The sequence below is a fragment of the Alistipes senegalensis JC50 genome (assembly GCF_025145645.1).
In the GTDB taxonomy this organism is placed as follows: Bacteria; Bacteroidota; Bacteroidia; order Bacteroidales; family Rikenellaceae; genus Alistipes; species Alistipes senegalensis.
In genome coordinates, this window is sequence record NZ_CP102252.1 from 1,339,189 (window position 1) to 1,354,107 (window position 14,919).

Genomic DNA, 14,919 nt, shown 5'->3' on the forward strand with positions numbered 1-14,919 from the left:
TGAGCCGATTCCATCCACTCTGCCGGGACAAAATCTACCGGGTACGAAAATACTCCTGACATGGATCATGCAGGTCGAATTTTTACCGAAAAACGGTTGTAGGCCCGCTTCTGCGGACAATCAAGCGATTTTATCGCCTTTTTCGTTCAGTCTGTCGATAAATTCCTTGGGAGAGAATCCGAATTTCTTTCTGAAGCACGTACTGAAATATTTCGGGTCGTTGAATCCGGAAGCATAGGCCAGATCGGCAATACGCATCTTCTTCTGCTCTTCGAGCAAATGATAGGCAGCACGCAGTCGCACGTCAATGATGAATGCAGCCGGAGTCAACCCGGTGAGCGATTTGAGTTTTTCGGTAAGAATCGTACGCGACATATTCATTTCACGGGTAAAATCGGCCTGTGCAAATTCGCAATCGTCGATATGCGCATTGACGCACGCCATAGCCTGACGCATGAACTTTTCGTCCATCGAAGTATACTCCAGTTTCTCCACCTCAAAAACCGGCTGGTTGCGGAAATGCAGGCCCCGAATCTCCAATTTTCGGAGTTGATTGACAATCTGAGCGTAGAGCAACTGCAGGTTGAAGGGCTTGGTGACATAGCCGTCCGCCCCCGAATTGTACCCTTCAATCCGGCTTTCGTCGGCATTTTTGGCCGTAAGCAGGATAACCGGAATATGACAGTATTCGAAGGTCTGCTTGATCCGTCGGCACAATTCGATACCGTCCATGCCGGGCATCATGATATCCGAAACGACCAGATCGACCGGCTGTCGGGACAATATACGAAGCGCTTCTTCTCCGTCGGATGCCGTTTCAATTCGGAAATAGGGCGCCAAAAGATTGGAGATCAACAAGAGCAGTTCTTCGTTGTCATCGACGACCAACAGCGTATGGTCAGTGCGTGTGCGGGAGGGGGTATCGGTCATCGCCGCATCGGGCTGCACCGGAACGAATTCTCCGGCCCCTTCGTAAATTTTTTCCGCGGCATCGTCTCCGGTATCATCGTCGATCTCCTCTTCGGTATAAGCATCTCGACCTATGGGTAGCGTGATTCGGAAACAGTTGCCGTCCTGCTCGTCGCTCGACACCCGGATTGAACCTCGGTGGAGGTCGGTGAGATCCTTGACCAACGACAGACCGATACCGGTTCCAATCGTATGGTGTTTCCGGTAATTGCCGTCGTAAAACCGGCGAAAAAGTCCGTCGATAGTCTGCTGGGTCATCAGTTCGCCGCTGTTGGCGACCGAAATGCAGACCGAACAGTCGTCTCCGGTTTCGATCCGGATGATAATTTCACCCTTGTCGGGCGTGTATTTTGCCGCATTGGACAGCAGGTTGTAGACGATCTTATCGAGTTTGTCGGGATCGAACCAGCCGTCGACCTGTTCCGACGAAGCACGGAAATAGACCTTGAGCTGCTTTCGGGCCACAAGCGGGGCAAAAGCTTCCACACACCGGCGAACGAATCCGACGACATCGCCATGCGAAACACGGATTTTCAGATTCCCGCTCTCGACTTTCCGGAATTCGAGTATCTGCTGAATCAGTCGCATCAGCCGCGTCGCATTGGCCGACATGACACCGTAAAGAGTCTGATTGTCCCCTGTGCCGTTGTTCAGGTTCTGGAGCGAAGTAAGAATAATCGTCAGCGGAGTCATCAGTTCGTGAGTGACGTTGGTGAAAAACTGCAATTTGGCATGATTCAGTTCTTCGGTTTTTTGTCGCTCCAACTTCGAAATCTGCACCTCCTGACGCAGCCGGAGCCGGTAGCGCAGGAACCGCACGACCCCATAGGCGAGCACCAGCAGCAGCACGGAATAGATCGTCCAGGCCCACCACGAAAGCCACGGGGCGGGGAGTATCCGCACTGTGAGCGTCCGCTCGTTGCTGCTCCACACGCCGTTTTCCCCGGCAGCCTGCAGACGGAATGTGTAGGTTCCCGGTGAAAGATTGCTGTATGAGGCGAAACGGTGGTGCGAATCGGCCGTAACATACTCCTTATCAAATCCGTCGAGCCGGTATCTAAAAATATGATCGCGCGGATTGGCATAGGAGAGCATCGAGAATTCGATGAAGAAGTTGTTCCGGTCGTGCGTAAGCGTCACGGCATCCGTGTAATCGATATCCCGGAGAGAGATGCGCGATCGTTCCCGTGCGGGAATGGTCCGTAACGAACGATTGTGCACCTTGAAGTCTGTGAGCACGATCGGCAGTCTCGTCTGGTGGGGCTGCGTGCGATTGCCGGTGAATATCATCAGCCCATTCGATCCTCCGAAAGCAATGCGTCCGTAATCGACCTGCGCCGAAGCGTTTCGGTTGAAGAAGAACGACTGCATGTCGGCCGATATAATATAGGTATTGATATGCTCGGGATTGCCCAGGCTGTCCGGCGAAAAGGAAAAGACCGAATTATTCGTGGTAATCCACATCCGGCCGTTTTCATCCCGGGCAATATTGCCGATACCTTTGTTTTCCAGATTCGGGAAAGCCGACACGGCCTTAAAGCTCCCTTCCGAAGGAATACGGACCGCAAGTCCGTCCGCAAAAGTTCCGGCCCAGATACACCCCGTATCGTCGGCCTGCAGGCAATAGACATGATCGGAAATCATGCCGTTGTCGCGTGTATACTGCCTCCAGGTTCCGTCTGCCGTACGGATATGCAGAATGCCCTGACCGTTGGAAGCGATCCAAACATCGCCTGCTTTGTCGCAACAGATGTCGAACACATAAGTCTGATCGAATGGCGTAGCGTATCCGAGCCATTCAGCAGCGGTGTGGAAACGCCCGTCTGTCGATTCGACGTAAATACCTAACCGGGAGCCTATCCACAGATTGCCGTGCGTATCCTCACACAGAGCAATCACGCAGTCGTCCAGAAAGTTCGGCTGGTTGAAATGATTGATCTGCCGAACCTTGTGCTGCGTTTCGTTATACACCCAAATACCGGCGTTTTGCGTTCCGAAATACAGTTCCCCGGTAGTCGAGCGGCGGATGATCGTATTGACGGTCGAAGTGTAAGGAAGCGACTTCAAATCGGGATGCTCGTGGTAATCGACGATTTTACCGCTTCGAATGTTGTATTTTATAAGGCCGAAATCAAGCAGCCCGAACCAGAAGTCGCCGTTTCCGGCGTAATACATACTTCGAACAGAACTCGTGTTGTAACGGGTTCTGATCGGTTCCAGCCGATCGGACTCGAATTTGGTTCCGCTGGTCTGGACCTTGCAGACGCCGCCACCCAACAAACCGATCCACATCAGTCCGTCACGGGTTCGAAGGATCGAATTCACCTCGTTATAGGGCAGGTCTCCCACGTTGTCGCCGGGAAAGAAATTCTGGAACGAATCGGGATTGTCGATGTCGTGGAGGATGCTCAACCCGCTGCGACCACCGATCCAGATGGTATTCTGCTCGGGATTTTCCTCAATATCGTAAATAATATCGTCGAGCAGCGAGTGCGTTCTGCCCGGCACGTGTTTATAATGCACGTAACGGGTCGGTCCCGGGGCCAGAGGATTAACCAGCCGCACCACTCCGGCGCCCCACGTACCCACCCAGATATTACCCGCGACATCACGTGCCAAAACATGTGCTTTACGCAGCACGGCATCGTCGCAAGCATAGGCGCGATCCTCACGGATATCATAACGCAACAAACCCTGATCGAAAGCGGCGATCCACAGGTTCAGTTTGTCATCCTTGATGATGGAGGTGACCGCCTTGACGGGACGACCCGCCGAATTGGAGATCGGGACGGGATGAAAATTACGGTCGAGCGCATTTTTGCGGAAAAGGCCCTTGTCGCCGCCGATCCAGATGCCGTTGCCCGTATCGCACAGAATGACTGCGATGTTGCAATCCGCCAACTCTGGATATTCGTCGGCCACGATGTTTCCCGAAACCTTGTCGAGCCGAAAAAGGCCGTGCTCGGTTCCGATCCACAGGTTCTTGTCGTGGTCCTCGGCAACGACATTGACGAACGTGTTGAACAACCCGTTCGAAACATCACGCATACCGTAGGTGATGGCTCCGTATCCATCGTAGCGGGCCAATCCGTTATAAGTTGGAATCCAGATATATCCATCGGAATCCTGATAAAGTTTGCGCACTTCGTTCGACGGCAAAATGTCGGAAGGTAACGGGGTGAAACGCACCTGAGGAAAAGACTCGGCAGCAACGATCTGTATCTCGGAAAGGACAAATCCGATGCAGACTATGAAAAAACGGGATATAAGAAAGCGACGATGCATAACGGGTATTTTCGGAAACTAAAGTATACATTTTTTTCGGGAAACACAACTGCATCCCGCCGAATTGTACGATCATTTGGCCGAAAGAGAACGGCGCAATACGGCTCAAAACGTCCGGACAACTGCAATTTCGCCTTTATTTCAATAAGGTATCCGTATACGGGAAAGAATCTTTCCGGAAAATATTCAACCCCGCGGCCGATAAAAATTCATTCTTTTGTAACTGCTTTCCCAAGTCCCCTAAAGAACGAACCGACCCTGATAACGATATGACAACAAAAACAGATCTTGTACGTCGAATAGTATCTTTGGCGTTTATGTTGCCGATACTCTGTGCCTGCGGCCGAAAATGGACGGTCGAGCCGCATGACACCTACTGTCTGATTCGGCAAGACGGAGGACAGACTCTGGGCTATTTCCCCGGATCCGGCGTCCGTATCTTATATTCCGACGGATACGCTTTCAAAGACCTGAACCGAAACGGGATTCTCGACTGCTACGAAGATTGGCGGTACACCCCGGAAGAACGGGCGGAAGACCTTGCAAAGCGACTCTCCGTCGAAGAGATTGCCGGATTGATGTTATACAGTTCCCATCAGGCCGTCCCGACGGATTCGGTAGGTTACTGGTCCTCGACCTACAACGGGACCTCGCTCCGGGAAAGCGGACTTCCCCACTCGGCTGTTTCGGACAAACAGCGGAAGTTCCTCCGGGACGACAATCTCCGGGCCGTGCTCGTCGTCCGGGTTGAAAGTCCCCGCATTGCAGCCGAATGGAACAACAACATGCAGGCCTTCGTCGAAGGCCTCGGACAAGGCATTCCGGTCAATATCAGTTCCGATCCCCGGAATGAAACCCGAGCCTGGGCCGAATACAACGCAGGGTCAGGAGGAAAGATTTCGTTGTGGCCCAGTCCGCTCGGGCTGGCCGCTACGTTCGACCCCGAACTGGTCGAAAAGTTCGGACGGATCGCATCCGCCGAATACCGCGCCTTGGGTATCGCCACAGCGCTGTCGCCGCAGATCGATCTGGCGACCGAACCCCGGTGGAACCGGTTCTACGGTACCTTCGGCGAAGACCCCGATCTGGACACCGATATGGCGCGGGCCTATATCGACGGATTCCAGACCTCCGTCGGAGCTGCCGAGATTGCGGACGGCTGGGGGTATGAAAGCGTCAATGCCATGGTCAAACATTGGCCGGGCGGCGGCCCGGAAGAAGGCGGACGGGATGCCCATTTCAGCTTCGGGAAATACACTGTTTACCCCGGCGGAAATTTCGAGCAACACATCCGGCCCTTTGTGGAAGGAGCTTTCCGCCTCAACGGCAAGACACGAAAGGCCGCAGCCGTCATGCCCTATTATACGGTTTCCCACGGGGTGGACCCCTCGGGAAAAAAGGTCGGCAACGGTTTTAGCAAATATATCGTCACCGATCTGCTGCGGAACAGATACGGATACAACGGCGTCGTCTGCACGGATTGGGGCATCACGCACGACTATTCCAGCATCGAGGAGGCTGACGGCAAATGCTGGGGAGTGGAGGCATTGAGCATCCCGCAGCGGCATTACGAAGCGCTCAAAGCCGGAGTAGACCAGTTCGGCGGCAACAACGACAAAGGTCCCGTGCTGGAAGCCTACCGAATGTGGACCGCCGAATTCGGCGAAAAATCTGCCCGGGAGCGGTTCGAACGTTCCGCCATAAGGTTGCTGCTCAATATTTTTCGGACCGGTCTGTTCGAAAATCCCTATGTAGACCCGGACCGGACGGAAGCGACGGTCGGGAATCCGGAATTTATGCAAGCCGGTTACGAAGCGCAGCTCCGGTCGGTCGTCCTGCTGAAAAACCGGGCGGGAACCCTGCCCGCATCGACCCGCCGGAGCGTATATCTGCCCGAATGCGGACAATCCCGCCTACCTGTAGACACCTCTTTGGTCAAACAATATTACGAATTGGCAGAAAGCCCCGAAAATGCCGACTTCGCGATCGTTTTTATCGACGAACCCGACGGAGGCTGCGGATACGATGCGGCCGATCGGGAAAAGGGCGGCAACGGTTATGTCCCGATCAGCCTGCAATACGGCGACTACACGGCCCGCCACGCACGCCCCGAGAGTATTGCCGGCGGGGACCCGAAAGAACCGTCCATCGACCGGAGTTACCGCGGGAAAACCGTCCGGAGTTCCAACCGGGAAGAGTTGAAACGGGTACTCGGAACGAAACGGCAGATGGGAGACAAGCCCGTCGTGGCTGTCGTTTCCACGACCAGACCGTTCGTTCCGGCCGAATTCGAACCTTCGGCCGATGCCATACTGCTTGCTTTCGGGGTACAGCGTCAGGCCGTGCTGGATATTATCTCCGGCCGGCGGGAACCGTCGGCACTTCTGCCGATGCAATTGCCCGCAGACATGAAAACCGTGGAACAGCAGCATGAAGACGTTCCGAGAGATATGGTTTGTTATACGGACTCGGAAGGAAATACATATGATTTCGCTTTCGGGCTCGACTGGAAAGGTGTCATCCGGGATGCAAGAGTCGAAAAATACAAATAGTCAAGAAATCGCATGAAGAAGCTGTTTTCAATTATTGCACTTTGCCTCGTCGGTACCGCGACGAACGCCCAGGCCCCTTATGCCCAGTTTCAGGGCGGCATGATCGGCTGCATAGAGCCGCAGGGCTGGATCGAGGAATTCCTCCACCGCCAACAAACGGGACTTACGGGACATCCCGAGGCGATGTCCTATCCGTACGACTCCTGCCTTTGGGCGGGTGAGATCGGACGTAACACCGAAACCTACGGAAGCGACTGGTGGCGCTACGAGCAGACAGCCTATTACACCGACGGTCTGCTCCGCCTGGGTTACCTGCTCGGTGATCGGGAGATGATCGCCAAAGCCGAGGAGGGGATTCGCTACACGCTGGCCAACGCATCGTCCACAGGTGTTTTGGGCAACAAAGCGATTGAGTCGATGTGGCCCATGTGTGTCTACTTCCGGGTGCTGCAAGCCTATTACGAGCGCACGGGCGATCCGGCGATCCCCGCAGCCTTGGAAAGGCACTACATGAACTTTACGCAGGAGCAGGTCGAGAAATGGCGCAACATCGTCAGCATCGAGGGAATGTTGTGGACTTACGGCAAAACCGGCAATGCGAAGTTGCTGGATATTTGCGAGAGAGCCTACAATGGCGGAAAATTCGGGGACCTGACGCCCGCAGTCGCGGCCGGCGACGAACGGTTCGTCATGCATGGCGTCACCTGCATGGAAGAACTGAAACTCCCGATGCTGCTCTATGCCTATACGGGCAAACGATATTACCTGGACCTTGCACTCAACGCCGAACGCAAGCTCACCCGCGACCACATGCTCCCCGACGGCGTTCCGGCCAGTGCGGAAGCGCTCGTCGGAAACGGGAACGTCATCAACAGTCACGAAACCTGCGACATTTCCGACTACACCTGGACGCTGGAGCAATTTCTCCTGACCACGGGCGAAGTCCGGTGGGCTGACAAAATAGAAAAAGCGGTCTTCAATGCCGGACTAGGAGCCGTTACCAAGGATTTCCGATCGTTGCAGTATTTCTCGTCCGTCAATCAGGTAATCGCAACGGGGCGTTCAAATCACAACGAATTCTTCCACGGTTCGACCTGGATGGCTTTCCGGCCGACGCATGAAACGGAGTGCTGCGCCGGAAACGTTCACCGTTTCATGCCCAATTACGTCGCACATATGTGGCTACGCGGGAAAGACGGCTCTATTGCCGCTGCGCTCTACGGACCTTCGGCTGCAACGTTCGACCTGCCGAACGGCCGACAGTGCCACATCGCACAGCGGACCTCCTATCCGTTCGACGGGGAGATCGAGTTCTCCTTCGGCCTGAAAGAGAGGACGGATATCCCGTTTCTGCTGCGCATTCCCGCATGGTGCAGGGATGCCAAAATATATGTCAACGGCAAACTGTGGCGAGACGCATGTCCCGCCGGCACGTTCGTGACTCTCCGGCGCAAATTCAAGAACGGCGACCGGATTCGGTTGTGTCTCGGCATGCAACCCGTCATGAACACCGTTCCCGGACAGGGAATCTACGTGCAGCGCGGACCTCTGCTCTTCTCCTATCCTGTTCCCCAGCGGAAAACAGCCGACCGGACGGTCTATGCGAATATGAACGGCAAAGTTCCCGGCAACCCCGAATTCGAATGCTGGAGCATCGAGCCTGCCGGACCCTGGAACTATGCCCTTTGCTCCGATCCGGTCATACCCCTGAAGGTCATTCGGACAAAACCCGCAGCCGCAGGAAGCTATCCGTTCGATCCGGAACATACGCCCGTGAAAATCTCGGTTCCCGTCAAACCGATCGACTGGGAATTGGAAAAAGGACGCTACACGCCGCGCCTTCCGGCCGAAGGGATAGCCCGCGCCGTATCCGACCGTATCGAATACCTCGAACTGATTCCCTACGGATGCACGGAACTCCGGCTTACTGTTTTCCCGCAATGCAATTAAGAATTCAAACCGAACCCGAAATGAACATTTCCCCGCTCCGACTTCTCGTCAACCGGACGATCCGGACTCTTTGCCCTGCACTCCTGCTGCTACCGGTAGCCTGTAGTGAAAGCGGACTCACGATCCGCGTCATCGATCCTTTGACCAATGTTCTTCCCGGAATCGTTTGCCCTCCTGCCGGGGACGATACCGTCCGCGTGGCCCGCGGCGAGAACGCCGTTCTGCAATTCGTTATCTCCGCTGACGACTCCGTCGCGGCAATGACTCCTGTCCTTCGGAGTCTTAAAACAGAGCAGGGAGCTTCGCTCGACAAAGCCGTTCTGGGCTGGGTCCGGAACGTACAGGCTTCCCACGCTTACGTGCCGGCGGCCCCCGATGCCCTGCAATCACCGTCCGGAGAATATCCCGATCCCATTCTGACCGACACCACCGTATCTATCGCTGCAGGCGGGACAGCTTTGCTCTGGTTGGACATTCCGATTCCGGCCGATGCCGAAGCGGGGCTTTACGAAGGATCGGTACGCATTTCCGGGCTAAAGAACGGAAAACGGATCGTTGCCGACCGACAATTCACCATACAAGTTTATCCGGTCACGCTTCCCAAGCAGTCGTTATTGGTTACCAACTGGTATTTCCCCGATAAATTCTCTTTTATGAACGACAACGAATCCGTGGAGGACGATTCACCGGCCTATTGGGAATGTATGCGGCAGCTCGTCGAAACCGCCTCGGCCTATGGTCAGAACGTCTGGTTGCTCTACGAAACGGGAACGCCGGTTCCGACAGCCGACGGCAAAGGGCTGACGTTCGATTTCTCACGGATGGACAAAACGATCGAATTCCTGCTCCGACACGCCGACGTACGGCTGATCGAGGCCAACCATTTCGCCAAGCGGTCCCGCAACGGGTGGACCGATCCTTTCTGGGCCAACGTACCGGTCCCCGACGGCAAGGGCTCCTATGTTTATCAACGTCTGCCCCATGACGACCCGCGCGTGCAACGATACATCGCAGCGTATTTTCCGGCTCTGCAGGAGCATTTGCGTTCCAGAATGATCGATGACGGAAGCGGCCGCAGTTGGCTCGACATCTACACACAACACATTGCCGACGAACCGCTCAACGAAAATAAGACCTCCTGGGAAGGATTGGCCCGCCAGGTAAAACAGGCTGCCCCCGACATCCGAATCATCGAAGCTTACCGTTCTTCGTCCTACGACCCGGCGCTGATCGACATCCTCGTGCCACAACTCGACGAATTCGTATGGGAAATCTATCGAACAATGCCAGCCGGACATAGTTGCTGGTTCTACACCTGCATGTATCCCCGGGGGAATTTCGCAAACCGTTACGTAACACTGCCGCTCATCAAGACACGCCTGCTGCATTGGATAAACTACAAATACGACTCTCCGGGATACCTTCACTGGGGCTTCAACGCATGGGGAGCGAACGGCGATCCTTTCGGAGACGTTTCCGCCCCCGCCAATGACTGGCCCGGCGGCGACTCGCATATCGTCTACCCCGGTTACCGTAAGCTCTACCCGTCGATTCGGCTGGCAGCCATGCGTGACGGCATCCGTGACTACGACCTGCTGAAAATGGTTGAGGCCCGGGATTCGATCCGTGCACAGGCTTTCGTCAATGCGATCATATTCGATTTCGACCGGTACGACACGTCAGTGTCCAGATTCCGGCAGATTCGCCGGGAAATATTGGATTTTTTGGAAGACATGCATTAATCGGAATATTCAAGCAGTCAATCTCTGATTCAGTTCAGCAGATAAAATAATCCCGTTTGTCAGTTTTCGGTCGGTATTCATGACATCGGTTAAAAAGGCGTTCGACTGGGGAGAACGCCCGGCCTCGCAGAGCGAGCGCCTTTCGTATGCCGAAAAACTTTTCGGCATACAAAGGTACAGCTTGCTGTTATCTGGCGATAACAAAACTCCGCGGCGGAGAATCTCTGACCGAAGTTTCGAAAATCCTCCGCTACGGCTTCCGTGGCCGGGTCATTTCCCGATGCAATATTACAATCGTTCGGGCGCCAAAACAAGCTCTAGGTGCGGACTGGAGCGGTCGTGGCCGGACATCAAAACCGAGGTATTTCAGTCGGTGGTATCCTGCATCATGAAAGGTAGGTTTTCTTGTTCCGTTCATTATTCCGATATAAACTGCGTGAAGCAGAAAATGGTATTTTGAATGGTTTAAACCATAAAACCAGACACACACGCTTTACAAGCATAAAGCGAACGTTCAATCTTAAAAACATTGTACCATGGATTCATTAAAAGAAACCGACAACCTCGCAACAAAACCATCGAAGCGTCCCCGTATCGAAGTCGACGAAGAATTGATGCGTCAGATGATCGCCGGACAGGCCCCTTGGGATTCGAAAGTCGTCCGCCGGATTCCCGAACCGGAAGCGGAAAATACGGACGCTCCCGAGGGAAAGACATCGGAAACGGTATCCGGAGCATCGGCTCCGACTGCTGAAAGGACAGACGCCAATACCCAAACGAGTGACGTAAAGGAGCTGGCCGGATTCCGTCGCAAAAAGATTCCGCTGCCGGATTTCGAACGCACGTTCTTTGCCCCGGCGGACTGCCGTAACCGTTCGGCGATCTATATCAGTGCGGCAACCAAGCACAAAGTATCGGCAATCCTCCACTTATTGGGGAATGAGAATACAAGGCTTACAGCTTTGGTCGACAATATGCTGCGCTTTGTAATCGGAATTTACAGCGACGAGTTGAATTATCTCCACGAGAAGAAGAACAACAGACGACTATTTTAAACAGACAATGCGATAAGCGATTACTTTGGGTTTCTGATATGGACGTAGCGAAGCGACTGGCATCCGAACTGCAGAATGTCGCCTTTTCCGACGATAGCGACCAGCAAAATGCCGGGGATGGAAATACGCAAGACTCGCCCTCGGGCGATTCGCAATGGCCTTGCGTATTTCCATCTCCGGCGTTTAATTGACTATCGGCGGGAAACTTGTAATCGCCGATGTCTTTCGGATTAGCCGTCGCTCTCTTCTTTCAGAGTCGGACATTGGAACCGTTCGCCAATTTGGTCCTCTATTCGGCTTATCGCATTATCTATCATTTGGTTTGTCACCTTGGCATAAATCTGAGTCGTGGTCGTATATTTGTGTCCCAACATTTTTGACACTGTTTCCAGCGGAATGCCGTTCATCAAGGAGACCGTCGTTGCAAAGGTATGTCTCCCGCAATGGAATTTCAGATTCTTGGTAATTCCGCATTGTCTGGCGATATGTTTCAGGCAGGCATCCGAGGATTTCAATGAAGCTACCGGAAAGACCTTTCCCGGATTCTCGGGAAACAGCGGATTATACCTATTCTCCTCTATTCGGTACTTTTCAAGAATAGCTTTCGCAACCGGAAGTAGTTTTACCGTAAACGGTACTTTCGTCTTCTGACGGATACTGCTAATCCACCATGCTCCGTCCGAAGTCTGTTTCAACTCCTCATAACTCAGTTTGGCCAGATCGGCATAGGATAGGCCCGTAAAACAGCAGAACAGAAACAGATCCCGTGTCCGATCCTGACGCTGCTGCTTGACTTTGCCGATAATTAGTTTATTGATTTCTTCTTCGGTGAGATATTCAATTTCCGGCTGGTCGGCAAAGTAGTAGTAATAGGCAAACGGATTCTTCTCCATTTGCCCGTCGTTAAACGCTTTCTTGACGATATGCTTCAGTGATTTGATCTCAACGCTGATCGTCGTGTTGGCAAGGCCCTTGACATGTTTCAGATAGGCGGCAAACTTCTCCGCAAAAGACTGATCCAGTTCCACAAGGGGTATATCCTTGACTTTATAGTCCTGACAGATGAAAAGACTCAAATCGCGTCGTAGCGTTTGATAACGAAATAAGGAGTGGATGGTACGGTCCACATCTATACGGTTCTTGTACTCTTTGCAGAATTCATCGCATAACTCCAGTAACAGTTTATACCTTTTACTGAAACCCAGATAGGCGTTCTTCACCTTATCGGCGGAAACATATCCGTCACGGTCGCAGATAGACTGGTAATGCTTTCCGATCTGGATACGAATATTATCCAGATAGCGGTTGATACGGTCGGCTTCGAGGCTTTTGCCTTTGGCGCGACCGCCCTTCACCTCCCACAGATGGGGAGGAACGCTAAGTTTGGCGCTGAACTGGGCGATCGTACCGTTGACGGTAATACGGCCCATGACGGGAACAACCGGCTGAACTTTGTGTTTGTCCTTTTTAAGGTAGAACAGAACCTTGAATGTACTGCGCATACTCCGATGAAATTTGGGGGTTAAAACTAATTTCCTCAGAGTTGTCTGTCAAGATGAAGCGCGATGCAAGAAATTGCAAACGAATATTTTATGCAAAATACAGCAAAACAGACGAGGTAACGATCTGGAAACCGTAACCTCGTCTGGAATTACCTTATTATGCTTGGAATCCCTCGAAGAAGAAACCCTGTGCAAAGATTAAATCGCTGAATATTTAATATTTACACCCATTTTCTCCTCTCGGGAAACGAATGGGTAGTACTTCGGTACATTCCATTCGTCCCGTTCGAGGGATGTGCGGAAATATCCGCCTGAAATCGGAAACTAATAACTGCGGGCGAACAATACGCGGCGGTGCGACGGCTTGCCCGAGAAGACGCAGACGCCCTCCTCGTCCGGAGCATCCACCGGGATGCAGCGGATCGTGGCCTTCGTGGCATCCTTGATCGCCACCTCAGTCTCCACCGTGCCGTCCCAATGGGCGAGGATAAAGCCGCCCTTCTCGTCGAGCACCCGCTTGAACTCCTCCCACGTATCGACCTTCGTGATCATCGACTCGCGGAAAGCCAGAGCCTTCTTGTAGATATTCTCCTGAATCTCGGTCATCAGCCCCTCGATGCGCTCCACGAGCCCCTCCTGCGGAACGGTCTCCTTTTCGAGCGTATCGCGGCGCACCAGTTCGATCGTGCCGTTCTCCAGATCGCGGGGGCCCATCGCCAGACGCACGGGCACGCCCTTCAATTCGTATTCGGCGAACTTGAAGCCCGAACGCACGTTGTCGCGGTCGTCGATCTTCACCGAAATACCCTTCTCCCGGAGCTGCGCGGCGATAGCCTCGAAGCGGGCCCGGATCTCCGTCAGCTGCTCTTCGCCCTTGTAGATCGGGACCATCACCACCTGGATCGGCGCGAGTTTCGGAGGCAGCACCAGACCGTTGTTGTCCGAGTGGGCCATGATGAGCGCGCCCATCAGACGGGTCGAAACGCCCCACGAGGTCGCCCACACGTATTCGAGCTTGCCCTCCTTGTTGACGTACTGCACGTCGAACGCCTTGGCGAAATTCTGCCCCAGGAAGTGCGACGTACCGCTTTGCAGCGCTTTGCCGTCCTGCATCAGCGCTTCGATGGTCATCGTATCCTCCGCACCGGCAAAGCGTTCGTTAGGCGACTTATGACCCACCACCACCGGCAAAGCCATCCACTCCTGGGCGAACCGTTCGTAGACATGAATCATTTTTACCACTTCGGCTATCGCTTCCTCGCGCGTGGCATGCGCCGTGTGGCCCTCCTGCCACAGGAATTCGGCCGTGCGCAGGAACAGGCGCGTGCGCATCTCCCAGCGCACCACGTTGGCCCACTGGTTGCAGAGGATCGGCAGGTCGCGGTAGGACTGAATCCAGTTCTTATAAGTGTTCCAGATGATCGTCTCCGAAGTCGGACGCACGATCAGCTCCTCTTCGAGCTTGGCATCGGGATCGACCACGACGCCCTTGCCGTGGGGATCGTTTTTCAGGCGGTAGTGCGTCACCACGGCGCACTCCTTGGCGAATCCCTCGACATGATCGGCCTCCTTCGAGAAGAACGACTTGGGGATGAAGAGCGGGAAATAGGCGTTCTGATGCCCCGTCTCCTTGAACATCCGGTCCAGCGCGGCCTGCATCTTCTCCCAGATGGCGTAGCCGTAGGGTTTGATGACCATACATCCGCGGACGGCCGAGTTTTCGGCCAGCCCGGCCTTCACGACCAGATCGTTGTACCATTGCGAATAATTCTCGTCGGACTTCGTAAGGTCTTTCAGTTCCTTTGCCATATCTTTCTAATTTTTACTTTTATTCCGGACTGCAAATATACAAAAAAATAAAGGT

The 14,919-nt window shown here is 53.9% G+C and carries 7 protein-coding genes; 4 read left to right on the plus strand and 3 right to left on the minus strand.

Features of this window, described 5'->3' with window-relative positions:
- Positions 1-120 precede the first annotated feature (120 nt).
- Positions 121-4,128, minus strand: coding sequence for a hybrid sensor histidine kinase/response regulator transcription factor (locus tag NQ519_RS05250; protein ID WP_227901011.1), 4,008 nt, complete (start codon positions 4,126-4,128; stop codon positions 121-123).
- 443 nt (positions 4,129-4,571) lie between these two features.
- On the opposite strand from NQ519_RS05250, the gene NQ519_RS05255 reads away from it, so the two are divergent.
- From NQ519_RS05255 to NQ519_RS05270, 4 genes are all read left to right on the plus strand, one after another.
- Positions 4,572-6,806 (plus strand): glycoside hydrolase family 3 protein, encoded by a 2,235-nt coding sequence (locus NQ519_RS05255; RefSeq protein WP_014775051.1) that lies wholly within the window; start codon positions 4,572-4,574, stop codon positions 6,804-6,806.
- Positions 6,807-6,818: 12 nt separating this feature from the next.
- A complete protein-coding gene (locus NQ519_RS05260; protein WP_019152212.1) occupies positions 6,819-8,756 on the plus strand; it encodes a beta-L-arabinofuranosidase domain-containing protein in 1,938 nt (645 codons plus the stop codon).
- Between the two features lie 20 nt (positions 8,757-8,776).
- Entirely contained in the window at positions 8,777-10,498 is a 1,722-nt protein-coding gene (locus tag NQ519_RS05265; RefSeq protein ID WP_026076809.1) for a DUF4091 domain-containing protein, read from the plus strand.
- Positions 10,499-11,034: 536 nt separating this feature from the next.
- The gene (locus tag NQ519_RS05270; protein ID WP_019152209.1) at positions 11,035-11,553 is read left to right on the plus strand and encodes a DUF3408 domain-containing protein; all 519 of its coding nucleotides are present in this window, start codon (positions 11,035-11,037) and stop codon (positions 11,551-11,553) included.
- A 230-nt stretch (positions 11,554-11,783) separates the two neighbouring features.
- On the opposite strand, the gene NQ519_RS05275 is transcribed toward NQ519_RS05270, so the two are convergent.
- Positions 11,784-13,055, minus strand: coding sequence for a site-specific integrase (locus tag NQ519_RS05275; RefSeq protein WP_019152208.1), 1,272 nt, complete (start codon positions 13,053-13,055; stop codon positions 11,784-11,786).
- A 324-nt stretch (positions 13,056-13,379) separates the two neighbouring features.
- On the minus strand, positions 13,380-14,864 hold the full coding sequence (proS, locus tag NQ519_RS05280) for a proline--tRNA ligase (protein WP_019152207.1): 1,485 nt from the start codon (positions 14,862-14,864) through the stop codon (positions 13,380-13,382).
- Between the last annotated feature and the right edge of the window lie 55 nt (positions 14,865-14,919).

Bases quoted from the DNA above. Each gene is read 5' to 3' on its own strand.
- NQ519_RS05255 (WP_014775051.1), top strand. From the start codon at position 4,572: ATGTTGCCGATACTCTGTGCCTGCGGCCGAAAATGGACGGTCGAGCCG.
- NQ519_RS05260 (WP_019152212.1), top strand. From the start codon at position 6,819: ATGAAGAAGCTGTTTTCAATTATTGCACTTTGCCTCGTCGGTACCGCG.
- NQ519_RS05265 (WP_026076809.1), top strand. From the start codon at position 8,777: ATGAACATTTCCCCGCTCCGACTTCTCGTCAACCGGACGATCCGGACT.
- NQ519_RS05270 (WP_019152209.1), top strand. From the start codon at position 11,035: ATGGATTCATTAAAAGAAACCGACAACCTCGCAACAAAACCATCGAAG.
- NQ519_RS05275 (WP_019152208.1), bottom strand. From the start codon at position 13,055: ATGCGCAGTACATTCAAGGTTCTGTTCTACCTTAAAAAGGACAAACAC.
- proS (WP_019152207.1), bottom strand. From the start codon at position 14,864: ATGGCAAAGGAACTGAAAGACCTTACGAAGTCCGACGAGAATTATTCG.